This window comes from Rathayibacter sp. AY1E8 (genome assembly GCF_002931415.1).
Lineage (GTDB): Bacteria > Actinomycetota > Actinomycetes > Actinomycetales > Microbacteriaceae > Rathayibacter.
Genome location: NZ_PSVI01000001.1, coordinates 18,800 through 41,939 on the forward strand (window position 1 = coordinate 18,800; position 23,140 = coordinate 41,939).

Sequence of the window (23,140 nt, forward strand, 5' to 3'; positions counted from 1 at the left end):
TCAGGTCGTGTAGGCCGAGGGGTCGAACCGGCCGAGCTCCTCGCGGAAGGCGAAGGCGAAGTCGGGCCAGAGCAGGGTGAGTCGCCGGTTGTCGTCCAGGTACCAGCTCTCGCAGCCGCCGTTGGTCCAGACGGTGTCGGCGCTGAGGGCGTCGAGGCGGGCGACGGAGGCGGCCTCGGCCTCGGCGGTGACCTCGAGCCGGTCGGCGCCGGAGACGGCGAGGTGGTCGAGCGCGGCGAGCACGTAGTCGATCTGCGTCTCGATCATGTGCACCGCGGAGTTGTGGCCGAGGCTCGCGTTGGGGCCGTTGACGACGAAGAGGCTCGGGAACCCGTGGACCGCGGTCGACTCGTACGCGACCATGCCGTCGGCCCAGCGGTCGGCGAGGAGGACGCCGCCGCGGCCGCGGATGCGCCGGGCGAAGGGCGGCCGCGTGGAGTGGAAGCCGGTCGCGAAGACGAGCACGTCGACCCCGTGCGGGACGCCGTCGTCGCCGAGCGCGGCCCCCTCCTCGAGGCGCCGGAGCGGACCGGGGACGACGCGGACGTGCGGCTGCGCGAGAGCGGGGTAGTAGTCGTCCGAGAGGAGCACGCGCTTGCAGCCGATCTCGTAGTCCGGAGTCAGCACGGCGCGGAGCGCGGGATCGATGATCTGCGCCTCGAGGTGGCCGAGCGCCTCCGCCCGCAGCCGATCGATGGCCTCGGGCACGGCGACGCGGCCGGCGAAGCCGAGCTCGGCGCGCCAGAACAGCTCCTCGCGAAGCCTCGCCAGGGCCCCGGGCGCGCGGGAGAGGGCTCGGCGCTCCTCCGGCGGGTACGGGCGGTTCCGGCGGGGGACGACGTACGGGGCCGAGCGCTGGAAGAGCACCACCTCGGCGGCGCGCTCGGCGAGGTGCGGCACGATCTGCACGGCGGAGGCGCCCGAGCCGACGATGCCGATGCGCTTCCCGTCGAGGTCGACGTCGTCCCGCCAGCGTGCGGAGTGGAAGGCGGGACCCGCGAACGAACCCAGGCCCGGGACGGCCGGGAGGCGGGGCTCGGAGAGGCGCCCCGCGCAGACGAGGAGGACCGCGGCGGAGTAGTCGCCCCGGGAGGTGCGCACCCGCCAGCGGTGCGCCTCCTCGTCGAAGACCGCCTCGAGCACCTCGGTCCCCAGCCGGAGCCGCGGCGCCAGGCCCTCCTTCTCGACGACGCGCTCGAGGTAGGCCTGGATCTCGGCCCCGGGGGCGTAGAACGCCGACCAGTCGGCCTCCGGGGCGAAGGAGTAGGAGTAGAGGTGCGAGGGAATGTCGCAGGAGACCCCGGGGTAGACGTTGTCCCGCCAGGTCCCGCCGATCCGCTCGGCGCGCTCCAGCACGACGAACGAGGTCCCGCCGCGGCGCTCCAGGCGGACCGCGGCTCCGAGGCCGGCGAACCCGGCGCCGATCACGACGACGTCGACGTCCATCAGACCGTCGTCCTCGCCAGGACGCTGCCCGCCGGGTCGCGGTGCGGATCGGCGAGGAAGTGCTCGAGGACGGCGAGGAGCTCGGCGGGCCGCTCGGCGAGCACCGCGTGACCGGAGTCGAGGACGGCGTAGCGGGCGTCGTCGATCGCGCCGAGCAGGGCCTCGGCGCCCTCGACTCCTGCGACGGCATCGGCGGAGCAGCCGACCACGAGGGCGGGAACCCGGCAGTCCATAGCGGCCGTAGCGACGTCGGCCCGGGCGGAGGCGGCGAGCATCCTGGCGGCGTCGGCGCCCCACGGGGAGGAGGTGGTGGTCGAGCGGACGGCGAGGAGCCGAACGGCCTCCTCCTGCGCGTCGGGCGGCAGCATCGGCCAGAGGCGCGCCGTGCGGAGGAGGCGCTCCGTCGGGCGCAGCCATCCGGCCACGAGGGCGAGGGCGCGCACCCGCCGATCGCCCGCGGCGAGGGCCACGGCGGCTCCGAGCGAGTGGCCGATCAGGACGGCCTCCTCGGCGCCGAGCGCGTCCAGGGAGGCGCGGACCGCGGCGGGTCCGTCGAGCCAGGGGTCGCCGAGATCGGCGAGCTCGAGCGCGGCGACGCGGTGGCGCCGCGCCAGCATCGGCAGCAGCAGCCCGGTGTCGCTCCGCGCGCCCCGGCCGACGCCGGTCAGCAGCAGGACCGCGCGCGGGCTCTCGGCGCCCGCGGTCAGCAGCCGCACGGTGACGCTGTCCGACTCGATCCGCTCCTCCCGGACCAGCTCGGCCTGGCGCCGCAGGTACTCGGAGCGGGTCATGACGCCCGGCGGGTCCCGCGGACCGGGAGGCGCATCCGTTGCGGACCCGCCGCTGCGACGGGCTCCGCCCGCAGCTCCCTCTCCGGCGCGACCACGCCGTACGTCGTGGTGCGCTGGCGCCAGCCGCGGCCGATCTCGCCGCTCAGCCGGGCGACGGTCGCGATGTCGAGCGAGCGGTAGGCCTCCGCTCCGGCCTCGGGCCGCAGGGCGCCGTCGAGCAGCAGGCCGCCGAGGTCGTCCGCCCCGCCGCGGAGGAGGACCTGCGCCGCGTGCAGTCCGAGCTTGGTCCAGGCGGTCTGCACGTGGGGGATCCGGCCGTGGAGGACGAGCCGTGCGACGGCGTGCACGGCGCGGGTCTCGCGGAGGGTCGGCCCGCCCCGGCTCGCGCGCACCACGGCGGGAGGCGCCTCCGCCGGGACGAAGGGCATCGCGATGAACTCGGTGAAGCCGCCGGTCTCGTCCTGGATCGCCGCGAGCGTGCGCAGGTGCGCGAGCTGCTGCTCGGGGGTCTCGACGTGTCCGTAGACCATGGTCGAGGTGGAGCGGAGGCCGCTGCGGTGCGCGGCCGTGATCGCCTCCCGCCACTCGGCCACGGTCGGGTCCGTCCCCTCGCTCAGGACGGCGCGGACGTCGTCGTCGAGGATGCGGGCGGCGGTCCCCGGGACGGAGTCCACGCCGGCCTCGCGCAGAGCGTCGAGCATCGCGGGCAGGGTTCGGCCCGTGCGCCGGGCGACCTCGAGGATCTCGCCGGGCCGGTAGGCGTGCAGGTGCAGCGAGGGCTGCCGCTGCTTCAGCGTGCGGACGATCAGCAGCAGATCGTCGCCCGGGTGCTCCGGTCCGATCGCGCCCTGGAGGCAGAGCTCGGTGGCGCCGAGCGCGACCGCCTCGTCGGCGAGCTCCTCCAGCCGCTCGACGGTCAGATCGCCGACTCCCCAGAGCGAGGTGTCGATGTTGCGGTTCACGACGACCGAGACCTCGTCGCCGGCGGCGTCGTGCCGCAGGTCGTCCGCCAGAGCGGAGAGGGCGTCGAGGTCGTCGCCGTCGGCTGCGAGCAGGGCGAGGTAGTCGGCGTCCTCGAGACCGGCGGGGTCCGTCTCCGCCCGGGCGAGCACGGCGCCGAGGGCGGGCGCGACCGGTCGGGGCAGGGGGTCGAGCGAGTCGCGGTAGGGCCGGGGGAGGACCGCCGCCGCCTCGTCGGCGAGCCAGGTCCCGCGGTCGGCGAGTGCCTCGACGTAGGGAGCGACGCGCGGATCGATCCAGGTGGCCGAGTCGCGGAGGTACTGCGGGTGGGCGGTCAGCCGCTCGTGCAGCCGGTAGCCGGCCGCCGCGGTGAGCCGCGCGAGGTCGTCGATGTTCGGCCAGGGGCGCTCCGGATTCACGTGATCCGCCGTGAGCGGGCTGACACCGCCCCAGTCGTCGACCCCGGCGCGCAGCAGCAGCCCGAGCTCCTGCTCGTCGGTGAGGTTCGGCGGCGCCTGGATCGTCGCCTCAGCGCCCAGCACGAGGCGCGCGACCGCGACGTTGGCCACGTACTCCTGCAGCTCGAGGTCGACCTCGTTCTGCATGGCCGTCCGCGGCTTCGCGCGGAAGTTCTGGACGATGCACTCCTGCACGTGGCCCCACCGCTCGTGGGACTCGCGGATCGCGAAGAGGGCGTCCGCCCGCTCCGCCGCGTTCTCGCCGATGCCCAGCAGCACGCCGGTGGTGAAGGGGATGCGGCTGCGGCCCGCGTCCTCGAGCACGCGCAGGCGCAACGCCGGGTCCTTGTCCGGGGAGCCGTAGTGCACACCGCCCTTCTCGGACCAGAGGCGCTCGGCGGTCGTCTCGAGCATCATGCCCATCGAGGGCGCGACCGGGCGGAGCCGCTGCAGCTCGGCCCACGACATCACGCCGGGGTTCAGGTGCGTGACCATGCCCGTCTCGCTCATCACCAGGACGGCCATCGCGCGCACGTACTCGAGCGTCGAGGCGTAGCCGTGCTCGGCGAGCCAGGCGCGGGCGATCGGCCACCGGTCCTCCGGGCGGTCGCCGAGCGTGAACAGGGCCTCCTTGCAGCCGAGCGCGGCACCGGCGCGGGCGACCTCGAGGATCTCCTCCGGCTCCATGAAGGTCGACTCGCGCTTGGCCGCGAGCCCGCCCGGTGTCTCCACGAAGACGCAGTAGTGGCACCGGTCGCGGCAGAGCTTGGTCAGCGGGACGAAGACCTTCCGCGAGTAGGTGACGACGCCGGGCCGTCCGCGGCGGGCGAGTCCGTCGTCGCGCAGGCGGCCGGCGGCCTCCAGCAGCAGGTCGAGGTCGTCGCCGCGCGCGCCGAGGAGCTCCTCGGCGGTCTCGCGCGTCAGCGCCTCGCCGCGGTCGAGCCGGGCGAGCAGGGTGGCCGTGGTCATGCGGGAGCGGCCCTTCCGAAGGGGGTCGTGGCGGAGGCGGGAGGTCAGAGCGCGCGCAGCCGCGGCGCGAGGTCGCGCTCGAAGGCGTCGAAGAAGCGCTGCTGGTCGTCGCCCGGGGCGTGGAAGACCAGGTGGGTGAAGCCCGCGTCGACGTAGGGCTTGATCTGCGCGACCGTCTCCTCGGGGTCGGAGCCGACGATCCAGCGCTTCGCGACCTGCTCGATCGGCAGCTCGTCGGCGGCGCGCTCCATGTCGACCGGATCGGTCAGCGAGTGCTTCTGCTCCGGCGACAGCGAGAGCGGCGCCCAGAAGCGCGTGTTCTCGAGCGCGAGCGCCGGATCGGGATCGTAGGAGAGCTTGATCTCGATCATGCGGTCGATGGTCGAGGAGTCGCGATCGGCCGCCGCGGCGCCCTCCTCGACGGCGGGGAGCAGCTTCTCGGTGTAGAGCTCCATGCCCTTGCCCGACGTGCAGATGAAGCCGTCGCCCGCCCGGCCGGCGTACTTGGCGACGACGGGGCCGCCCGCCGCGATGTAGACCGGCACGCCGCTCTCGGGCTTGTCGTAGATCGACGCCTCGTGCGTGGAGTAGTACTCGCCGTCGAAGGTGACGCGGTCGCCCGCCCAGAGCGCGCGCATGAGCCGCACGGCCTCGCGCAAGCGGGCGAAGCGCTCCTTGAAGTCGGGCCAGGTCTGCTCGCCCGCGCCCTGGTAGCCGGTGGCGACCTCGTTCAGCGCCTCGCCGGTGCCGACGCCGAGCATGATCCGCTCGGGGTAGAGCACGCCGAGCGTGCCGAACGCCTGGGCGACGACGGCGGGGTTGTAGCGGTAGTGCGGGGTCATCACGGAGGTGCCGAGGGTGATGGTGGAGGTGCGCTCACCGGCCGCGGCGAGCCAGGCGAGGGAGAACGGCGCGTGCCCGCCCGTGTGCCGCCACGGCTGGAAGTGGTCCGAGACGACCGCGGTCTCGAAGCCGTGCCGCTCGGCGCCGACCGCGAGCTCGACGAGCTCCCGGGCGCCGAACTGCTCCGCCGATGCCTTGTACCCGAGCGTGATCGTCATCTGCAGCCTTCGTGAGAGGTGGGACGGCCCCCGGAGCGGGAGCGGCCCCTCCATTCTGCGCCTGCCGCGGCGCCCGGCGGGACGGGTGGACGCACCCGGGGGAGGCGTGCCCCGATCCCGCGCTGGGGAGGAGCGTCAGGCCGGCGGAGCGGCGATGTTCACCATCCAGCCGACGCCGTAGCGGTCGACCAGCATCCCGAAGCGGTCGCCCCAGGGCGAGGCGACCAGCGGCTCGACGACCGTGCCGCCCTCGGCCAGGCCGTCCCAGTAGCCGCTCAGCTCGGCGTCGTCGTCGCCGAAGAGCGCGATCGTGATGCGGGCGCCGCTCTCGGCCGGGCTCGAGGAGGGGGAGTCGGAGCCCATCAGGATCATCCCGCTCGGCGTGACGAGCTGGGCGTGCATGATCCGGTCCTGGTCGGCCGGATCCGCGCTCATCCCGAAGTCGCCGAAGCGGCTGGAGCTGAGCTCGCCGCCGAGGACGTCCCGGTAGAACTCCATCGCCTCCTGCGCGGAGCCGTCGAAGCCGATGTAGGGGCTCAGTGAAGTGGGCACGGCACGCCTTTCCGTCGAGGTGCGCCCAGTATCTCCGCGTCCCGACGCGAGCACCAGGGGCGTCCTGCAGAAGGTCCGCCCCCGGCCCTCAGAGCTCGTCGCGGGTGGGCGGGTTCGCGCCGGAGCGGGAGGTCGTGATGCCGGCGACGTGCGCGGCGTGACGGCCGATCGCGTGCAGGGCGGGGCCGTCGAGGAGCATCCCGTTCGCGGCGCCGAGGCCGTGGCGGAACGCCTCGTCGAGGATCGCGCCCATCGCGGAGTCGCCGGCGCCGATCGTGTCCGCCACCACGATCCGGGCGGCGGGCACGGTCACCCGCGTGACGGCCGAGGCCAGCAGCAGTCCCTCCGCGCCGCGGGTGACGACCGCGAGCTGCGACCCGAGGGAGAGCAGCCTGCTGAGGACCTCGTCGAGCTGCATCGTCGGGTAGAGCCACTCCGCGTCCTCGTCGCTGAGCTTCACGACCTCGCACGCGGCGGCGATCCGCTCGAAGCGCGCGAGCGCCTCGGCGTGCGCGCCGACCAGAGCCGGACGGATGTTCGCGTCGACGCTCGCCGTCACTCCGGCGGGCAGAGCCTCGAGGAGCCCGAGCACGGCGGATCCGCCCGGCTCAAGGAAGATCGCGATGGAGCCGGTGTGGACGTGGGAGGCGCCCTCCGGGTCCGCCGCCGGCGGGTTCCAGGAGAGGTCGAAGACGTAGCGGGCCGACCCGTCCGCGGCGAGGACCGCCCGAGCGGTGCTGGTGCGCTCCGAGTCGCCGTGCCGGACCTCCACTCCGGAGGCCTCGAGGTGGGCGCTGACGCGGCGGCCGCGCTCGTCGTCGGCGATGTCGGTGACGAGGGTCGCGGGTCGCCCGAGTCGGGCGAGCGTGAGGGCGACGTTGGCCGGGGAGCCGCCGACGTGCTCCGTGGCGCTGCCGTCGCGCTCGACGATGTCGATCAGCGCCTCGCCGATGACCAGGGTGCGGGAAGCCGGGCTGACGCGCTCGTCGGTGGAGGACATGCCGACATCATGCCGGGTGACGGGGTCGCCCCGCGACGCGCGGGGCCGACCGGCGCAAGCGGCTCGCGTCCCGACCGCGGTCTCAGCCCCGGGCGCGCAGGTCCGCCAGCACCGCGTCCACGGTCGTGATCTCGATCAGCGGCGCGTACAGGGACATGGCGTCGAGCGCGCGCTGGTGGTCGGCCTCGGAGGCGCCCGCGCAGGCGTCCGCGGCGACCCTGACCCGCACTCCGGCGTCCGCGGCCGCCAGCGCCGTCGAGAGCACGCAGCAGTCGGTCGAGACGCCGGTGAGCACGAGCTCGCGGGAGTCGTCGAGCTCGGCCTCGAGCTCGGGCCCCCACTTGCCGAAGGTCGTGGCGGTGATCGTGCGATGGCCCTCGAACCCGGCCACGAGCTCGTAGAGCCGGTCGCTCTCGGGGACGAGCGCGAACGGCCACTCGCGGTAGTAGGGGATCCACGCGCCGGCGGGCCGCTCCGGGGCGACGAAGCGGGTGGTCACGACCCGCTCGCCGAACGCCGGGAGGAGCCGGCGGGTCCCCTCGGCCGCGCGCTCGAATCCGCCGGATCCCCACGGCGACTCGGCGTCGGCGAAGACGTGCTGCAGGTCGATCGCGACGAGCAGGCTCACGCCGAGGCCTCCTGGCGGCGGACGGCCCCGCGCGAGAGGGCGAGCGTTCCCGCGAAGCCGATCACGAGCGCCACGAGGACGCCGAGGTTGGCGCCGGCCCAGTCGCCGTCGCGGCCGCCGAGCGGGCCGAGGAGGTAGCCCTCCCACTCGAACCCGGGGGAGTAGTTGACCACCAGGCCCCAGCCGACGACGGCGCCGATCAGCACGAGGGCCACGGGGACCGCCGAGACGCTGCCGTAGCGGCCGCGGGAGTCGTACAGGGCTTCCTGGTCGTAGTCGCGCCGGCGGAGGAGGAGGTCGGCGAGGAACACGCCGAGCCAGGCCGCGATCGGCACGCCGAGGGTGATCAGGAAGCCCTGGAACGGGCCGAGGAAGTCGCCCGCGACGAACACGACGTAGACCGCTCCAAGGACCATCAGCACGCCGTCGATCCCGGCGGCCACCGGCCGCGAGACCTTGAGCCCCGTGCTGAGCAGCGCCAGGCCCGAGGAGTAGATGTCCATCACGGCCCCGCCTATCAGGCCGAGCAGCGCGACAACGATGAAGGGGAGCAGGAACCAGGTCGGCAGGATCCCGGCGAGCGCTCCGATCGGGTCCGCGGCGATCGCGTCCGAGAGCTCCTGCGAGGAGCCGGCCAGCAGCAGGCCGACGACCACCAGCACGACGGGCGCGACCGCTCCGCCGATCGTCGTCCACGCGATCACTCCGCTCGTGCGGGCACCGCGGGGGAGGTAGCGGGAGTAGTCGGCCGCGGCGTTCACCCAGCCCAGCCCGAAGCCGGTCATCATGAACACGAGCCCGCCGATGACCGCGGCGGCCGAGCCCGCGGGCAGGGCGCCGACGGCAGCGAGGTCGATCCGGTCGAGGACGAGCACGACGTAGAACACGGTCAGCACGGCGGTCGCGACGGTGATCGCGAGCTGGAGCCGCATGATCAGGCGGAAGCCCGCGACCCCGGCGATCACGATGAGCGCGGCGACCACGATCAGCGCGACCACCTTGGTGAGCACGCCCCCGTCCCAGCCGAACTCCTCGAACACCGTCGCCGTCGCGAGCACCGCGAGGGAGGCCAGCACCGTCTCCCAGCCCACCGTGAGCAGCCAGGAGATCACCGAGACGAGGCGGTTGCCGTCGACCCCGAAGGCCGCCCGGCTGAGCACCATCGTGGGGGCGGAGCCGCGCTTGCCGGCGACGGCGACCAGACCGCAGAAGAGGAACGAGACGACGATCCCGATCACGCTGACGAGCGTCGCCTGCCCGAAGGAGAGGCCGAAGCCGAGGAGGAAGGAGCCGTAGCTCAGCCCGAGCACGGACACGTTCGCGGCGAACCACGGCCAGAAGAGGTCGCGAGGGCGGCCGTGCCGCTCCGACTCCTGGATCGTGTCGAGGCCGTTGAGCTCGATGCCGCTTGCGGGGCGGGTGCTCGGACGATCGGGGGAGGTCATCGCGTCCTCGTTCTCACGGGTGCCGGCCCTGCGCCGGAGCTGTGACGAACCTACAGCGCCCCGCGCTCGAACAGCAGCCGGAGCGATTCGAGGTCGTCCGCGACCCGCGCGCAGTCCTCGTCCCAGTCGTCGAGACTCATCCCGGGGCGCCGCCGCACGGTGAAGGCCACCTCGGCGCCGTCCCCGTTCACGAGCACCCGGAGCGGATTGTCCACCACCGTCCCGTCGGGGAGCGTGACCTCGTGGTCCGCGACGCCGAACGGGTTCTGCGGGGCGAAACGCACCTCGACCCGGCCCATCGGCGAGTCGGCGAACCAGCGTCCGTCGACCTCTTCGAGCGCGGCGGAGGCGAGGCCCGCGGCCCACCGCGGGAGGTTCGCCGGGTCGGAGACGAAGGCGTACACCTCCGCGGCCGGAGCCTCGATCACGACGCCCACGGGGCGCGATTCGTACAGGGTCATCCGCTCGTCCTTCCTCTGCAGCCGGTCAGTGCTCGTCGCCGAAGCTGGCGACCAGCAGCGCGGCCAGCGCCGTCCGCTCCAGCATGCCCTCGATGCCGATCGCCTCGCTGCGCGCGTGCGCACCCTCGCCCGGGGCGCCGAGCCCGTCGAGGACCGGCAGGCCCAGCGCGGCGACGAGGTTGCCGTCGCTCGCCCCGCCGACCGCGATCTCGCGGAGGGGGACGTCGATCCGCTTCGCGACCCGCTCGGCCCTGCGGTAGAGCGCGGCGACGGAGGCGGTCCGCTCGAAGACGGGCCGCTCCCAGGAGCCGCGCACCTCCAGCCGGATGCGCGGGTCGGCGGCGGCGAGCGCGTCGAGCTCGGCCTCGACGCGGGCGGCCTCGGCGGATCCGCGGATCCTCGCCTCCAGCTCCAGGCGCACGCGGGCCGTCGTCACGTTGACCCGCGAGCCGCCGGAGACCACTCCGATGTTGACCGAGGTGCCCTCCTCCTCCCGCGCGATCGCCAGCACCCGCGGGATCAGCGAGCCGAGCTCGTGGATCGCGCTCGCCCCCTTCTCCGGCTCGACCCCGGCGTGCGCCTCGACCCCGACCACGTCGATCACGAAGCGCCCGATGCCCTTGCGCGCCGTCTTGACCGCGTCGCCGATCGCGCCCTCGAACACCAGGACCGCGTCGGCGCCCGCGCACTGCCGCTCCAGGAACGGGCGTGAGGCGGCGCTGCCGATCTCCTCGTCCCCGCTCATCACCAGGCGGACGGCGGGATGCGGGACGCCGGCGTGGCGGAGCGCGGCCACCAGCCACACCATCTGCACCAGCCCGGCCTTCATGTCGTAGCTGCCCGGTCCGCTCAGGCGGTCGCCGTCGACGGCGAAGGGCCAGGAGCGGGTCGTGCCCAGGGGCCACACCGTGTCGTAGTGGCCGAGCAGCGCCACGAACGGACGCGTGCCCCGGTGCGGTCTCGCGCCGCCGCTCGCCGGGACGGTCCAGCTGGTCGCGGTCGGCGCGTCCTGCGCACGCCGGTGCTGCACGTCGGCGTCGTGCCCGAGCCGCTCTCCCACCCAGTGCACCAGGAAGGCGTGCAGCTCGCCGAGCGCCTCGAGGGAGTCGCTGGGGCTCTCGATCATCACGAGGTGCCGGACGTCGTCGAGCATCCGCGAGCGGTTGTCGCGGAGGAAGGAGCGCACGCGGGCGGCGTCGTCGGCATCGGGGAAGGTCATCGACTCCGGAGTACCAGAGTGGGGCCGCTCGCGCGAACCGGCTGAACCGTTCGGGCCCCCGTTACGTTGGTGGAGGAAGAGGTGGAGATGTCCGAGGATCAGGCCCAGATGCTGCGTGCGCTGCACGACGAGCATGCCAGCGCGCTCTGGCGGTTCGTGCTGCGCCTGACCGGCGACCGCCAGATGGCGGAGGACGTCGTGCAGGAGGCGCTGCTGCGCGCCTGGAAGCACCCCGAGATCCTCGCCCAGGGCGAGGCCGCCGCCCGCTCCTGGCTCTACACCGTGGCCCGGAACCTCGTCATCGACGACCGCCGCAGCGCCCGCTACGCCCGGGAGCTGGGCACGGACGAGGTCCCCGAGCGCCCGACCGCCGACCGCACCGACCAGGTGCTCGACGCCTGGCTGCTCTCGGACGCGCTCAGCGGACTGAGCCACGACCACCGCGCCGTCATCGTGCACGCCTACTACGGCGGCCGCACGGTCACCGAGATCGCCGCGCTGCTGGGGATCGCCCCGGGCACCGTCAAGTCTCGGATGCACTACGGGATGCGGGCCCTCAAGCTCGCACTGCAGGAGCGGGGGGTGACGGAGCTGTGAACCGCGACCCCTCCTCCGACGACCGGCACGACGACCCCTTCCGCGACTGGGACGCCGCGTATCTCCTCGGATCCCTGACCGCCGCCGACCGCCGCGAGTACGAGCTGCACCTGCGCGCCTGCCCCGGCTGCCGCGAGTCCCTCGCCGAGTTCGTCCCGCTGCCGGGCCTGCTGGCCCACCTGCCCCCGGACGAGGCGATGCGCCTGGTCGAGGAGCCGGAGGCGGCCGGCGATCCGGCTCCGGCGGCACTGCTGACCCGCCTCGCCGCGGCCACCGACTCCGTCCGCCGCCGCACCCGGCTGCGCATCGCGGGCCTGGTGCTCGCCGCCGCGGGCGTCTCGGCCGCCGCCGCCGTCGCCCTGCCGCTCGCGATCGGTCCGTCCCTCGCCCCTGTCGAGACCGTCGGCTCGACCGTCTCGCTCGCCGCGGCTCCGGGCGTCCCCGTCGAGGCCTCCGTGCGATTCGTGCCGCAGCAGTGGGGCACGCGGATCGACATGGACTGCAGCTGGGCCGACACGGCCGAGCAGTACGCGGGCTCGGCCGGTTACGTCCTCTACGTCACGGACACCTCGGGCGGCACCGAGGCCGTCGGATCGTGGACGAGCGCGCCGGGGACGACGATGGAGCCCAGCCTCGCCACCGGGCTCCCGCTCTCCGAGATCGCCTCGGTCGAGGTGCGGCTGCAGGGATCGGACACCGTCGTGCTCACCGGCCGCCCCTGAGCGGGCCGCCGGATTCCCAGGTGCGCGCTCCGCGGACTGAGTAGCTTCTCAGTCATGACGATCGCGACCCTCGCCCTCGCCCCCGCCTCCGTGGCGACCGCCTCCTCCTCCGACAGCATCGACGAGCTCTCCGGGCTCGTCGGCGTCGCCGCGCGGGTGATCGCCGCGCTCGGAGAGGCGGGCGTCGGCCTGCTGACGCTGATCGAGACGGTGTTCCCGCCGATCCCGAGCGAGCTCGTGCTGCCGCTGGCCGGCTTCCTCGCCCAGCAGGGCCGGATGAACCTGGTGCTGGTCGTGATCACGGCGACCCTCGGCGCCTACCTCGGCGGCCTGATCCTCTACGCGCTCGGCCACCGCATCGGCACGGAGCGCTCGATCCGCCTGCTCTCCAAGCTCCCGCTGGTCGACCGCGAGGACTTCGAGAAGGCGGTCGGCTGGTTCCGCCGGCACGGCACCTGGGCGGTCCTCTTCGGTCGCCTCATCCCGGGCGTGCGCAGCCTCATCTCGCTCCCCGCGGGGGCCGAGCGGATGAACCTGCTGCTGTTCTCGGGACTGACGATCCTCGGCTCCGGCGTCTGGAACGGCCTGCTGATCGGCCTCGGCGCAGCCCTGGGTACGCAGTACGAGCTCGTCGACCAGTACGCGGGCGTGCTCGACGCGATCATCTACAGCGCGTTCGGCGTGCTGCTGCTCGCGCTCGTGGTGCGCCGCGTGCGGCGGCACCGTGCCGCGGCGCGCACCGGATCGCGCCACTGACCTGCGTCCTCGGGCGGGCGGGCGCAGGGCCCCGCGCCACCCCGCCCCGGTGCCCTAACGTTCGAGGGGTCCGCACTCCCCGACGCGAAGGAACGCCATGTCCGAGACCGCCGCGCCCACGATGTCCCGCACCTCCGTCGAGCGCTGGTGGATCATCGCCGTCTCGCTGATCGCGATCGTGCTCGGCGTCATCGCCGTCCTGATCCCCGGTCCGACGCTGCTGACCGTCGCCATCGTCTTCGGCATCCACCTGATCGCCGCGGGCGTCTTCCGCCTGCTGCTGGCCTTCACCGCCTCGCGGCTCGATGCCCGGGTGCGCTGGCTCGCGGGCCTGCTCGGCGCCCTGATCCTGGTCGCGGGCATCCTGTGCCTGTCGAACCCGTTCGAGTCGCTGAGTGTCCTGGGCCTCGTGATCGGCGCGGGCTGGATCCTCGACGGCGTCTCGAGCATCACCAGCGGCCGCACCGTCGCCGGCCCCGCGTGGCTGCCGATCGCGGCAGGGATCGCCTCGGTCATCGCGGGCGTCCTGACGATCATCATGCCCGTGCTGGCGCTGGCCTCCTTCGTGACGGTCGCGGCCATCCTGCTGATCGTCGTGGGCGTCTCGGGCCTGCTCCTGCTCCCGGGCCGCACGAAGCGCCCCGAGAGCGCCGAGGCGTAGAACGCGCGGATGGCCGATCCCGATCTCGTCCCCGAGCTGCTCGTCGCCGACCTCGACCGGAGCCTCGGGTTCTGGTGCGGTCCCTGCGGGTTCCGGATCCACTACGCCCGACCCGAGGAGGGCTTCGCGTACCTGGTCCTCGGCTCCGCGCACGTGATGCTCGAAGAGGCGGGGAGGGGCCGCAACTGGATCGCGGCACCGCTGGAGCGCCCGCTCGGCCGGGGGATGAACCTGCAGCTGCACGTCGACGACGCCGACCGGACGGCAGCGGCGCTCGCCGAGGCCGGGACGCCGCTGTTCTCGCCGCTCGAGACCCGCTGGTACCGGGTCGGAGCGGAGGAGGCGGGCGTCCGTCAGCTGGTGGTGGCCGATCCCGACGGGTACCTGCTGCGGTTCCAGTCGTCGCTCGGACGCCGACCGGCCCGAGCGGACGTCCCCGTCGCTCCCTGACCGGCCGACCGCGCCACCATCCGCTCGGCTCGGGACGTCATGCCAGCGAGTGACGACCGTGACACTGCGCGGCTGGTTGCCTCGGAGACATGACGCAGCACCCCGCCACCGCGACCCTCCCGCAGGTCCCGCCCGCCGCCCTCTCCGAGCCCGCTATCGAGCAGGCCGCCTCGGCGGAGCACGAGCCCCTCGTCCGTCCGGCGGACCTGGTGTCGGCGCTCACGGGCGTCGCGCTCTGCTTCTTCTCCCTCTTCGTCTACGCCATCGCGCACTGGCAGTACTTCGGCGCGGACGTCGACGAGGTGAGCGTCCTCGGCTGGCTCGCGCCGCTGATCGCCGGCGTCGCCTGCCTGCTGTCGGCCGTCGTGTCCGTCGGGGTCCGCGCCTCCGGGCGCCGCGCCGAGCGGACCGCGGCATGATCCCCGTCCTCGCCGGGCCCGGCCTCGAGGCCGCGGAGCAGCTCCTCGTCCGCGCCGGATGCCTCCGCCGCGAGCACCCGTGGGCGGCCGGTGCCGCCACGGAGGCAGCGCCGCGGATCGACTTCGCCGTCCTCGCCGAGCAGGCGTGCCTCCTCGACCTCTCGGAGGAGGCGGTCGCCCGCATCGCCGTGTCGCTCGCCACCGGCCGTCCCGTCGATCTGCGGAGCGCCTTCGGGCATCTCGCGCGCGACCACGCTCAGCTCGTCATGACCGCGGTCGCCGCTGCCGCCGGGCACGACCGCGTGAGCAGCCGGATCCGCGTGGTCGGCGACGAGCGCCGGGTCGAGACGGCGCCGCCCCTGGCCGTCTGGCCCTCCTGAGCCCCCCGCCCGCCCCGATCGGGCGGGCGCGCTCGCCGATCCGACCCTGGGCTCCGCGTTCCTCCGATGCTCCGGCCCGGTGAGCCGTACGGAGGTGCCGTGCCGCCGACCCGCGTCGCTACGGCCTTTCGGAGGTGCCCGGTTTAGGGTGTCCGTGTGCAACGAGTCGACGATTTCCCAGGAGCCGGACCGGTGGCGACCTCACCCGAATCCGGTGACCAGGGGGAGGCGTCCGCGCATCGGCTCTCCCCGACGGCGACCTCTCCCGTGCAGGTGACGAGCGGCGAGGCCGGCTACCAGGGCGGCAACGTGGCCGATCCGGTGTGGCAGTCGTGGCGCGACGAGCTCGCCAAGGTCGGCGGTCCGTCGCCCCTGCTCCACTTCGTGGACTCGCCCCGGACGCGCATCGAGCTCTCGACCACGCACCCCGGCGGGCTGCCCCCGTTCATCTCGGGCAAGACGACGCTCCTCTCCTCGCTCATCCGCGACGAGCTCGCCCTGCGCACCGCGAAGAACGCCGCGGGCGCGATCACCGACAAGGGGATCGAGCTGCGCTCGGTCCGCGGCATCGAGGGCGTCCACCTCGCCATCGGCCTCGCCCAGTGGCGCGCCGGCGACACGGAGTTCACCGCTCCCGTGCTCCTGCGCCCGCTCGCCATCCGCCGCTACGGCCGCGACTTCGAGCTCAAGCTCAAGGGCCAGCCCTACTTCAATCCGCAGCTCGCGCGCGCCCTCAAGCAGCAGTTCGGCATCACGATCGACCCCGAGCAGTTCGTCGAGCTGGCCGTGCAGAACGGCGTCTTCAAGCCGCAGCCGGTCATCGACCAGCTGCGCGGCCTGACCTCGCACCTGCCGTGGTTCGCCGTGCACCCGCGCCTCGTGGTCTCGAGCTTCGCCGACGTGGCGGGCGACATGCTCCGCGACGCCCGGATGCTCGAGCACCCCGTCCTCGACGCCGTCGCCGGGAACCCGGCCGCCAAGCGGGCGCTGCAGCAGTCGCAGAAGGTGGCGTCGATCATCCCGCAGGACGAGCGTCCTCCGGCGACCGACAACCTCCTCCTCGACGCGGACGCCGAGCAGGAGCAGGTGATCGCGAACATCGCGGCCGGCAACTCGCTCGTCGTGAAGACCCTCCCCGGCACGGGCGGCACCCAGACCATCGTCAACGCGATCGGCGCCCTGGCCGCCCAGCACAAGCGCGTGCTGGTCGTCAGCGCTCGCCGGTCGAGCCTCGACAGCATCCACCAGCGCCTGCTCTCGGCGGGCCTGGGCGGCATCGCGGTCGGGCCCCGCACGCTCCGCCGCGACCTCATCCAGTCGATCGGCCGCAATGAGAAGGCGGCGCGCCCCTCCGTCAGCGAGATCGACGACGCCCTGCTCCGGCTGCGGAAGGTGCTGCTCGACTACCGCGGCGCGCTCTCCCGGCGCGACGAGAGCTTCGGCGTCTCGGCGCTGCAGGCCCTCGAGGAGCTCGCCCGCCTCTCGCAGCTGCGGACGCCCCCGTCGACCGCCGCCCGCCTCGATCGCCGCTCCGTCACCGCTCTCGCGCACAGCCGCCCCGAGGCGACCCGGATGCTGATCGAGTCGGCGCGCCTGGGCGAGTTCCGCTACGGCCCGGGCGACTCGCCCTGGTACGGGGCCCAGTTCGACTCCACCGCCGACGCCGAGATCGCCCACGAGCTGGCCAAGCGCCTGCACCTGCGCGACCTGCCGCGCCTGCTCGACCGCGCCCAGGACGTCATCGGCCAGACGCGGATGCGCCCGTTCGAGTCGGTCGCCGAGCTCGGCATCTACCTGCGTCTGCTGCAGGACGTCCGCGAGACGCTGGACAAGTTCCAGCCGGCCGTCTTCGACCGCTCGATCCAGGACCTCATCGTCGCCACCTCGCCGCGCCGCGAGGCCGCCGAGATGTCGTCCACCAACCGCCGGCGCCTGAAGAAGCTCGCGCGCGAGTACCTGCGTCCCGGCGCGCACGTCACCGACCTCAACGCGGCGCTCCGCCGGGTGCAGCAGCAGCGGACGCTGTGGCAGCGCTACGCGGTCGCCGGCACGATCCCCGAGGTCCCGGTCGGCGTCGCCGACGTGCAGGTTGCCTACCAGCAGGTGACCGACCAGCTGAGCCGTCTCGACGAGCCGCTCGGCCGCCGCGGGACGAACCTGCAGCTCGCCTCGCTCCCTCTCGCGGAGCTGGCCTCGATGGTGTCCGGCCTCGCCGAGGACAGCGAGGTGCTCGCCAACCTCCAGGAGCGGACGACCCTCCTCGCCACCCTCCGCGACTGGGGCCTGGACCCGCTGCTCACCGACCTCTCGCGCCGCCACGTGCCGGCCGAGCTGGTCGCGGGCGAGCTGGACCTGGCCTGGTGGCGCTCGGCGCTCGAGATCATGCTGACCGACGAGCGTGCGCTGCTCGGCGGCAACACGAGCGTGCTCGACCGGCTCGAGGCCGACTTCAAGCTCGTCGACGAGGCGCACGCCGCCTCGAGCGCCGAGCTGCTGGCCTGGAAGCTCTCCGAGACCTGGAAGATCGGGCTCGTCGACTGGCCGCAGGAGCGCGACGCGCTGCGCGCGCTGCTGCGCACCGAGGCGGCGACGACCCCTCAGGAGCTGCAGAAGGCCGCTCCGCACCTCTCGCGCGTGCTCGCTCCGGCGTGGCTCGCCTCTCCGTACGAGGTGCACCGCATCGGCACCGAGACGACCTTCGACGCGGTGTTCCTCGTCGACGCCGGGGCGACCACGCTGGCCGAGAACGTCGGAGCGATCCGCCGGGCGAAGCAGGTCGTCGCGTTCGGCGACCCGGTCACGCAGACCCCCACTCCCTTCGGCCTGCGCGTCGACGAGACGCCGGAGTTCGGCTCCACCGCCTCGCGGACCGACGTGGAGGCGCTGCACGCCCAGTCGGCGCTCGCCCGACTCGGCGAGCTGCTCAACACCGTCACGCTCACCCGCAGCTACCGCGCGGGCGGCGAGGACCTGGCCGAGCTGGTCAACCGCCGCTTCTACGGCGGCCGCATCGACTCCCTGCCCTGGGCCGGCTCCTTCCTCGGACACGACTCGCTCCGCTTCCACTACATCGCGAGCGGGCACGGCATGCCCGAGAACGACTCCGGAGCCGTCGAGTCCGTCGACGCCGAGGTCGCGAAGGTGGTCGAGCTGGTGCTCGAGCACGCCGTGATCCGTCCGCGCGAGTCGCTGATGGTCATCACCGCGAGCCCTCGCCACGCCGTGCGGGTGCAGCAGGCGGTGCTGACGGCCTTCGCCAAGCGCACCGACCTGAGCGACTTCATCCTCGGCGATCGGCCCGAGCCCTTCGCCGTCGTGACTCTGGAGCAGTCGGTCGCGCAGAGCCGCGACCGCGTCATCTTCTCGATCGGCTACGGCCGGACGCCCCACGGCCGCCTGCTGTCGAACTTCGGCGCGCTCGCGGAGCCAGGTGGAGAGCGTCTGCTGGCGGTCGGGATGACCCGTGCCCGCCGCTCGATGGACATCGTCTCGTGCTTCCGCCCGGGCGACATCGACGAGTCGCGCATGCGATACGGCATGGTCGCGCTCGCGCAGGTGCTGCAGGAGGCGGAGGACCGCGTCCAGCCGAGCGATCGCGACGACTACTCGGAGCCGATGCTGGTGGATCTCGCCGCGCGCCTCGAGCGCCGCGGACTCCGGGTCAACATCGGGCACAAGGGCAAGCTGGCCCTCGTCGCCGCGCTCGGGACCCGTGCCGTGGTGGTCGAGACCGACCGCGACGTGAGCACGCAGAGCCTGCGCGTGTCGCTGCGCCTGCGTCCGGAGCTGCTGCGGCGGCTGGGCTGGCACTACTTGCGGGTGCACAACTTCGAGCTGTTCGCCGACCCCGAGGCCGTGGCCGCGCGGGTGGCCGGGCTGATCGGTGCGACCGCGGGGGAGGAGCAGACCCCTGCTCCCGCCGCCGGCGAGGCTGCTGCTCCCACCGCTGCTGCTCCCGCCGCTCCTGCTGCCGCCGCCGCTCCGGCGTCGGGGGAGACGCAGCCCGTCGAGCCGCTGCCGCGCGACTGATCGTGGCGCAGGATCCCGGCGCCCCCGCGGGTGCCGACCGCCCGTTGCGGCGCACCCGCGGCGGCCGGCGGGCGACGCTCCCCGCGAAGCCCGGCACCGATCCGTCCCCGCACGATGCTCCGGTCGCCGACCCCTCCGCGCCGCCCGCGCGCCCCGACACCGGCCCGAACGACGCGCGCCTGCGCCAGGACGTCCCCCCGCACTACTGACGTCAGCCGGACCGGTCGGTGATCCGCGAGTCGGCTCTCGACCCGTCGACGACCTCGGACCTCACCCCGCCGCGCCCCGCCTCGACGAGCGAACGCGTCACGCCGCTGTCCGGCGACCGCTCACGTCGGACCCGGCGACGGTGACCGGCTGCTTCCCGTCCGGTGCCTGCGGACGATCGCGTCCGTCCGGTGCCTAGCTGATCGACCGCTTTCCGCCTCATGCCCGGCGATGTCCGATGAAGGCGTGGACACAGGAACGATCAGTCCCCGCCGGAGACGCTGAAGGCCCCGATAGGCGACCTGCCGAGGGTGCAGGTGTCGTCCGAAACGCGTGCCAGCGTTTCGAACGCACTGTTCGCACACCGCTCCACGGAACGCTCTCCGTCGGGAAGCCGACCGCGGTCTTCTTCCGCCTCCGGCGGAAGAAGACAGGACAACTCAGTCGACGTGCTTGCCGGAGTTCGCGGTGGTGGCGGTGCCGTTGTTGGCGAGCAGGTCGCGGATGTCGGCGAGGAGCTCGAGCTCGGTGGGGGCCTTGTCCTCCGCGGCGGGGGCGTCGGCGGCCTTCTTGGCGAACGCGGCGTTCTTGAGGTGGTTGATCGGCAGGACGAACGCGAAGTAGAGGACGAAGGCGACGATCACGAACTGGATCAGGGCCGAGACGACCGAGCCGTAGGCGATGACGGTCGGGTCCTCGCCGTTCTCTCCCGGTCGGATGGGCCAGACCAGGGCCTCGAGGGAGGAGGCGTCGAAGATCACGCCGATGAGCGGGTTGAAGATCCCCGTCACGATCGCGTTGACGATGGTCGTGAAGGCGGCGCCGATGACCACGGCGACAGCCAGGTCGATGACGTTGCCGCGGAGGATGAACTCCTTGAAGCCGTTGATCATGATTGTTCCGTTTCTGCCGTGAGCGGTGGGTGGTGGGTCAGCTCCCGGAGGAGGAACCCGAGGAGGAGGACCCGGAGGAGCCCGAGGACGACGAGGAGGAGGACGATCCGGAGCCCGAGGACCCCGAGCCGGACGAGGAGCCGCCCGAGCCCGATGAACCCGAGGATCCGGAGGAGGAGCCGCCCGATCCCGAGGAGCCCGACGACGAGTCGGATGAGCCGGAGCCGGATGCGCCCGAGCCGGACGAGCCGGCACCCGAGGAGGAGGAGCCGCCCTCGCTCGACTTCCCGCCGGAGCGGGAGTCGGTGCGGTAGAAGCCCGAGCCGTTGAAGGTCACGCCGACCGCGCTGAACACCTTGCGCAGCGCCCCCTGGCAGCTCGGGCACTCGGTGAGCGTGTCGTCGGTGAACTTCTGCTGGATGTCGAAGGCGTTGCCGCACTGCGTGCAGCGGTAGGAGTAGGTGGGCACAGGGGGCTCCTCGGAGGCGGGTGGGGGAGAAGGAGGACGGGGTCAGTGGCGCAGGTCGACGATGCCGGAGGGAGTGACGACTCCGTCGACGGCCTGGTCGTGGACCTCGCTGGGCACCCGATCGACGAGCTCGCTGTCGAAGACGACGGCGTAGACCGGCGGGCACTTCTCCATCGAGCCGAGGGTCTTGTCGAAGTAGCCGCGCCCCCAGCCCATCCGCATCCCCTGCCGGTCGACGGTGGCGGCCGGGACGACGATGAGGTCGACGTCGTTGATCGCGATGGGGCCGAGCAGCTGCCCGACGGGCTCGGGCATGCCGAACAGGCCCTGGGTCTCGGTGTGGCCGTCGCCGACCGCCCAGTCGAGCAGGCCGTCCTGGCGCGAGACGGGGAAGAGGACGCGGATGCCGTGGCTCTCGGCCCAGCCCAGGAACGGCCGGGTGCTCGGCTCGTCCGGAGCGGAGAGGTAGCACGCGAGGGAGCGGGCCCCCACGCGGGTGGCGAGCTCGATCAGGTGGGCGGTGATCTGCTCCGCGGCCTGGTCGCGAGCGGTCGAGGTCTGCGTGCGGCGGCGCTCGCGCAGCTCGGCGCGCAGCGCCCGCTTCTCGTGCGTGATGTCGGCTGGCATGCGCTCAGTCTAGAACCGGGCCCCGCGCCGGCCTCCGCGCGGACGACCCTGAGGGACGCTCGTCCCGGACCGCCCCGGAACGGGGTCCGGCGCCTTCCGTCGCCGGTCCTGGCGCGAAACTCCCGCGACTTCCCCCGCCGCTAGGATGGCGCCCCATGGGCACTCGAATCCGCAAAGCAGTCATCCCCGCCGCAGGTCTCGGCACCCGCTTCCTGCCGGCGACGAAGGCCATCCCCAAGGAGATGCTGCCGGTCGTCGACAAGCCGGCGATCCAGTACGTGGTCGAGGAGGCGGCGGACGCCGGCCTCCAGGACGTGCTCGTGATCATCGGGCGCAACAAGAACGCGCTCGCCAACCACTTCGACTCGGTGCCCGAGCTCGAGCAGAACCTGTCCCAGAAGAAGGACGACAAGAAGCTCGAGCACGTCAAGTACGCCAGCGACCTCGCCGACGTGCACTTCGTCCGTCAGGGCGAGCCGAAGGGCCTCGGCCACGCGGTCTCCCGTGCGCAGCGCCACGTCGGTGACGAGCCCTTCGCCGTGCTCCTCGGCGACGACCTGATCGACGCCCGCGACCCGCTGCTCTCCCGCATGATCGACGTCGCCGAGCAGCGCGACACCACGGTCGTCGCGCTGCTCGAGGTCGACCCCGACCAGATCCACCTCTACGGCTGCGCGGCGGTCGAGGCGACCGACGAGGACGACGTGGTGCGGATCACCGGGCTGGTCGAGAAGCCCTCCAAGGAGGACGCCCCCTCGAACCTCGCGATCATCGGCCGCTACGTGCTGAAGCCCGACGTGTTCGGCGTGCTCGAGCACACCGCTCCGGGCAAGGGCGGCGAGATCCAGCTGACCGACGCGCTGGAGCGCATGGCCCAGGACCCGGCCGAGTTCGGCGGCGTCTACGGCGTCGTGTTCCGCGGCCGCCGCTACGACACCGGCGACAAGCTCGACTACATCAAGGCCATCGTGCAGCTCGCCTCCGACCGCGACGACCTCGGCAAGGACCTCAAGCCCTGGCTGAAGGACTTCGTCGCCGGCCTCTGAGCCCCGGCGAGCGCGCCTCCGGAACGGACGGGACCCCCTGCTGAGGCGGGGGATCCCGTCCGTTCCTCCGTTCCCCGAGAGCACGGAACGCCGCGGAGTCCAGTCCCCCTCCCGCAGTGCGGTGGAGCAGTAGGGTCGCATCATGCCGCTCCCGATCCCGACGCTCACCGAGGGTCGTGTCACCGTCCGCCCCATCCGCGTGCGCGACGCCCGCCCTCTCGAGCGGGAGCTGATCGCGAACCGGTCGTGGCTGCGCCAGTGGGAGGCGTCCGACCCCCGGGGAGGCGCCGCGTTCGACGTGCGCGCCAGCATCCGATCGCTGCAGCAGAACGCGCGGGCCGGCGGCGGAGTGCCGTTCCTCATCGACTGGGACGGCGAGCTCGCCGGGCAGCTCAACATCTCGAACATCGGGTACGGCTCGCTCTCCTCCGGGTCGATCGGCTACTGGGTGTCCGAGCGCTACGCCGGGCGGGGGATCACTCCGATCGCCGTGGCACTCGCGGCCGACCACGCCTTCCTCGACCTGGGCCTGCACCGGATCGAGATCTGCATCCGCCCGGAGAACCGGCCGAGCCTGCGCGTGGTCGAGAAGCTCGGCTTCCGCTACGAGGGCCTGCGGCGGCGCTTCATCCACATCAACGGCGACTGGCGCGACCACTTCTGCTTCGCCCTCGTGGCGGAGGAGGTGCCCCGCGGCGTGCTCCGCCGCTACCTCGACGGGCAGGTCCCGTCGGAGGTCGGCGTGCCGACCGACGCGGACCTCCGCGCCTCGCGCCGCTCGGGTCTCTCCGGACCCTCCGACGGCGCTGGTGTCCCTCCGACGGGGCCCCGGCTGATCCGCGATCCGCACGGACACACCTACCCGTAATGACGGACGGGAGTGCCCGGTGCTCC

At 73.3% G+C, this 23,140-nt stretch carries 24 protein-coding genes; 11 read left to right on the top strand and 13 right to left on the bottom strand.

All coding sequences use genetic code 11. From position 1 onward, the window contains the following. From C5C74_RS00130 to C5C74_RS00175, 10 genes are all read right to left on the bottom strand, one after another. On the bottom strand, positions 1 to 1,446 hold the full coding sequence (locus tag C5C74_RS00130; protein WP_104350758.1) for an NAD(P)/FAD-dependent oxidoreductase: 1,446 nt from the start codon (positions 1,444 to 1,446) through the stop codon (positions 1 to 3). Continuing rightward, positions 1,446 to 2,237 (bottom strand): alpha/beta fold hydrolase, encoded by a 792-nt coding sequence (locus tag C5C74_RS00135; protein ID WP_104350759.1) that lies wholly within the window; start codon positions 2,235 to 2,237, stop codon positions 1,446 to 1,448. Before C5C74_RS00135 ends, C5C74_RS00130 begins: the two co-directional genes overlap by 1 nt. Next, positions 2,234 to 4,624: a 7,8-didemethyl-8-hydroxy-5-deazariboflavin synthase CofG gene (cofG, locus tag C5C74_RS00140; RefSeq protein ID WP_104350760.1), complete on the bottom strand. Its 2,391-nt coding sequence runs from the start codon at positions 4,622 to 4,624 to the stop codon at positions 2,234 to 2,236. Before cofG ends, C5C74_RS00135 begins: the two co-directional genes overlap by 4 nt. Positions 4,625 to 4,668: 44 nt before the next feature. Further along, positions 4,669 to 5,685 (bottom strand): glucose-6-phosphate dehydrogenase (coenzyme-F420), encoded by a 1,017-nt coding sequence (gene fgd / locus C5C74_RS00145; protein WP_181134628.1) that lies wholly within the window; start codon positions 5,683 to 5,685, stop codon positions 4,669 to 4,671. A 135-nt stretch (positions 5,686 to 5,820) separates the two neighbouring features. Continuing rightward, the gene (locus C5C74_RS00150) at positions 5,821 to 6,237 is read right to left on the bottom strand and encodes a VOC family protein (RefSeq protein ID WP_104246718.1); all 417 of its coding nucleotides are present in this window, start codon (positions 6,235 to 6,237) and stop codon (positions 5,821 to 5,823) included. Between the two features lie 88 nt (positions 6,238 to 6,325). Beyond that, on the bottom strand, positions 6,326 to 7,237 hold the full coding sequence (locus C5C74_RS00155) for a carbohydrate kinase (RefSeq protein WP_104350761.1): 912 nt from the start codon (positions 7,235 to 7,237) through the stop codon (positions 6,326 to 6,328). Between the two features lie 82 nt (positions 7,238 to 7,319). Next, on the bottom strand, positions 7,320 to 7,865 hold the full coding sequence (locus tag C5C74_RS00160) for a cysteine hydrolase family protein (protein WP_104232866.1): 546 nt from the start codon (positions 7,863 to 7,865) through the stop codon (positions 7,320 to 7,322). Beyond that, complete coding sequence (locus C5C74_RS00165) at positions 7,862 to 9,310, bottom strand: cytosine permease (protein WP_104350762.1); 1,449 nt, start codon at positions 9,308 to 9,310, stop codon at positions 7,862 to 7,864. The genes C5C74_RS00160 and C5C74_RS00165 overlap by 4 nt, the downstream gene beginning before the upstream one ends. A 50-nt stretch (positions 9,311 to 9,360) precedes the next feature. Next, entirely contained in the window at positions 9,361 to 9,771 is a 411-nt protein-coding gene (locus C5C74_RS00170) for an SRPBCC family protein (protein ID WP_104246714.1), read from the bottom strand. 25 nt (positions 9,772 to 9,796) lie between these two features. Then, a complete protein-coding gene (locus tag C5C74_RS00175) occupies positions 9,797 to 10,990 on the bottom strand; it encodes a M20/M25/M40 family metallo-hydrolase (RefSeq protein WP_104225069.1) in 1,194 nt (397 codons plus the stop codon). A gap of 87 nt (positions 10,991 to 11,077) precedes the next feature. Here C5C74_RS00175 and C5C74_RS00180 point away from each other — a divergent pair, with 87 nt between their 5' ends. The 9 genes from C5C74_RS00180 (at position 11,078) to C5C74_RS00220 (ending at position 19,213) form a co-directional block, all read left to right on the top strand. Beyond that, positions 11,078 to 11,587 carry a sigma-70 family RNA polymerase sigma factor gene (locus C5C74_RS00180; protein WP_104225070.1) on the top strand — a complete coding sequence of 170 codons (510 nt, stop codon included), beginning with the start codon at positions 11,078 to 11,080 and terminating at the stop codon, positions 11,585 to 11,587. Beyond that, positions 11,584 to 12,309 (top strand): anti-sigma factor, encoded by a 726-nt coding sequence (locus C5C74_RS00185; RefSeq protein ID WP_104350763.1) that lies wholly within the window; start codon positions 11,584 to 11,586, stop codon positions 12,307 to 12,309. Before C5C74_RS00180 ends, C5C74_RS00185 begins: the two co-directional genes overlap by 4 nt. Before the next feature lie 54 nt (positions 12,310 to 12,363). After that, positions 12,364 to 13,065 (top strand): DedA family protein, encoded by a 702-nt coding sequence (locus C5C74_RS00190; RefSeq protein WP_104225072.1) that lies wholly within the window; start codon positions 12,364 to 12,366, stop codon positions 13,063 to 13,065. Positions 13,066 to 13,162: 97 nt separating this feature from the next. Next, positions 13,163 to 13,726: an HdeD family acid-resistance protein gene (locus tag C5C74_RS00195; RefSeq protein WP_104225073.1), complete on the top strand. Its 564-nt coding sequence runs from the start codon at positions 13,163 to 13,165 to the stop codon at positions 13,724 to 13,726. Positions 13,727 to 13,735: 9 nt separating this feature from the next. Next, a complete protein-coding gene (locus tag C5C74_RS00200; RefSeq protein WP_104225074.1) occupies positions 13,736 to 14,176 on the top strand; it encodes a VOC family protein in 441 nt (146 codons plus the stop codon). Between the two features lie 89 nt (positions 14,177 to 14,265). Beyond that, positions 14,266 to 14,595 (top strand): hypothetical protein, encoded by a 330-nt coding sequence (locus C5C74_RS00205; RefSeq protein WP_104288088.1) that lies wholly within the window; start codon positions 14,266 to 14,268, stop codon positions 14,593 to 14,595. After that, the gene (locus C5C74_RS00210; RefSeq protein WP_104350764.1) at positions 14,592 to 14,975 is read left to right on the top strand and encodes a hypothetical protein; all 384 of its coding nucleotides are present in this window, start codon (positions 14,592 to 14,594) and stop codon (positions 14,973 to 14,975) included. The genes C5C74_RS00205 and C5C74_RS00210 overlap by 4 nt, the downstream gene beginning before the upstream one ends. Before the next feature lie 192 nt (positions 14,976 to 15,167). Beyond that, positions 15,168 to 19,004, top strand: a complete 3,837-nt coding sequence (locus C5C74_RS00215; RefSeq protein ID WP_374953477.1) for a DEAD/DEAH box helicase — start codon at positions 15,168 to 15,170, stop codon at positions 19,002 to 19,004. A gap of 2 nt (positions 19,005 to 19,006) precedes the next feature. Then, positions 19,007 to 19,213, top strand: a complete 207-nt coding sequence (locus tag C5C74_RS00220) for a hypothetical protein (RefSeq protein ID WP_104273097.1) — start codon at positions 19,007 to 19,009, stop codon at positions 19,211 to 19,213. Between the two features lie 438 nt (positions 19,214 to 19,651). On the opposite strand, the gene mscL is transcribed toward C5C74_RS00220, so the two are convergent. The 3 genes from mscL to C5C74_RS00235 are packed head-to-tail and all read right to left on the bottom strand — an operon-like array spanning position 19,652 to position 21,200. Then, complete coding sequence (gene mscL / locus C5C74_RS00225) at positions 19,652 to 20,104, bottom strand: large conductance mechanosensitive channel protein MscL (RefSeq protein WP_181027096.1); 453 nt, start codon at positions 20,102 to 20,104, stop codon at positions 19,652 to 19,654. A 37-nt stretch (positions 20,105 to 20,141) separates the two neighbouring features. Then, positions 20,142 to 20,573 (bottom strand): FmdB family zinc ribbon protein, encoded by a 432-nt coding sequence (locus tag C5C74_RS00230; protein ID WP_104223220.1) that lies wholly within the window; start codon positions 20,571 to 20,573, stop codon positions 20,142 to 20,144. A gap of 42 nt (positions 20,574 to 20,615) precedes the next feature. Continuing rightward, on the bottom strand, positions 20,616 to 21,200 hold the full coding sequence (locus C5C74_RS00235) for a 5-formyltetrahydrofolate cyclo-ligase (RefSeq protein WP_104223219.1): 585 nt from the start codon (positions 21,198 to 21,200) through the stop codon (positions 20,616 to 20,618). 155 nt (positions 21,201 to 21,355) lie between these two features. Between C5C74_RS00235 and galU the strand changes: the two genes are divergently transcribed. Together galU and C5C74_RS00245 are read left to right on the top strand one after the other, a co-directional pair. Beyond that, a complete protein-coding gene (gene galU / locus C5C74_RS00240) occupies positions 21,356 to 22,246 on the top strand; it encodes a UTP--glucose-1-phosphate uridylyltransferase GalU (protein ID WP_104223218.1) in 891 nt (296 codons plus the stop codon). Positions 22,247 to 22,388: 142 nt separating this feature from the next. Next, complete coding sequence (locus tag C5C74_RS00245) at positions 22,389 to 23,114, top strand: GNAT family N-acetyltransferase (RefSeq protein WP_104223217.1); 726 nt, start codon at positions 22,389 to 22,391, stop codon at positions 23,112 to 23,114. Positions 23,115 to 23,140 lie beyond the last annotated feature (26 nt).

What these genes read in the sequence shown, in the direction of transcription:
- C5C74_RS00130 (WP_104350758.1), bottom strand. Translation starts at nt 1,446, where the DNA reads ATGGACGTCGACGTCGTCGTGATCGGCGCCGGGTTCGCCGGCCTCGGA.
- C5C74_RS00135 (WP_104350759.1), bottom strand. Translation starts at nt 2,237, where the DNA reads ATGACCCGCTCCGAGTACCTGCGGCGCCAGGCCGAGCTGGTCCGGGAG.
- cofG (WP_104350760.1), bottom strand. Translation starts at nt 4,624, where the DNA reads ATGACCACGGCCACCCTGCTCGCCCGGCTCGACCGCGGCGAGGCGCTG.
- fgd (WP_181134628.1), bottom strand. Translation starts at nt 5,685, where the DNA reads ATGACGATCACGCTCGGGTACAAGGCATCGGCGGAGCAGTTCGGCGCC.
- C5C74_RS00155 (WP_104350761.1), bottom strand. Translation starts at nt 7,237, where the DNA reads ATGTCCTCCACCGACGAGCGCGTCAGCCCGGCTTCCCGCACCCTGGTC.
- C5C74_RS00165 (WP_104350762.1), bottom strand. Translation starts at nt 9,310, where the DNA reads ATGACCTCCCCCGATCGTCCGAGCACCCGCCCCGCAAGCGGCATCGAG.
- C5C74_RS00170 (WP_104246714.1), bottom strand. Translation starts at nt 9,771, where the DNA reads ATGACCCTGTACGAATCGCGCCCCGTGGGCGTCGTGATCGAGGCTCCG.
- C5C74_RS00175 (WP_104225069.1), bottom strand. Translation starts at nt 10,990, where the DNA reads ATGACCTTCCCCGATGCCGACGACGCCGCCCGCGTGCGCTCCTTCCTC.
- C5C74_RS00180 (WP_104225070.1), top strand. Translation starts at nt 11,078, where the DNA reads ATGTCCGAGGATCAGGCCCAGATGCTGCGTGCGCTGCACGACGAGCAT.
- C5C74_RS00190 (WP_104225072.1), top strand. Translation starts at nt 12,364, where the DNA reads ATGACGATCGCGACCCTCGCCCTCGCCCCCGCCTCCGTGGCGACCGCC.
- C5C74_RS00195 (WP_104225073.1), top strand. Translation starts at nt 13,163, where the DNA reads ATGTCCGAGACCGCCGCGCCCACGATGTCCCGCACCTCCGTCGAGCGC.
- C5C74_RS00200 (WP_104225074.1), top strand. Translation starts at nt 13,736, where the DNA reads ATGGCCGATCCCGATCTCGTCCCCGAGCTGCTCGTCGCCGACCTCGAC.
- C5C74_RS00205 (WP_104288088.1), top strand. Translation starts at nt 14,266, where the DNA reads ATGACGCAGCACCCCGCCACCGCGACCCTCCCGCAGGTCCCGCCCGCC.
- C5C74_RS00210 (WP_104350764.1), top strand. Translation starts at nt 14,592, where the DNA reads ATGATCCCCGTCCTCGCCGGGCCCGGCCTCGAGGCCGCGGAGCAGCTC.
- mscL (WP_181027096.1), bottom strand. Translation starts at nt 20,104, where the DNA reads ATGATCAACGGCTTCAAGGAGTTCATCCTCCGCGGCAACGTCATCGAC.
- C5C74_RS00235 (WP_104223219.1), bottom strand. Translation starts at nt 21,200, where the DNA reads ATGCCAGCCGACATCACGCACGAGAAGCGGGCGCTGCGCGCCGAGCTG.
- galU (WP_104223218.1), top strand. Translation starts at nt 21,356, where the DNA reads ATGGGCACTCGAATCCGCAAAGCAGTCATCCCCGCCGCAGGTCTCGGC.
- C5C74_RS00245 (WP_104223217.1), top strand. Translation starts at nt 22,389, where the DNA reads ATGCCGCTCCCGATCCCGACGCTCACCGAGGGTCGTGTCACCGTCCGC.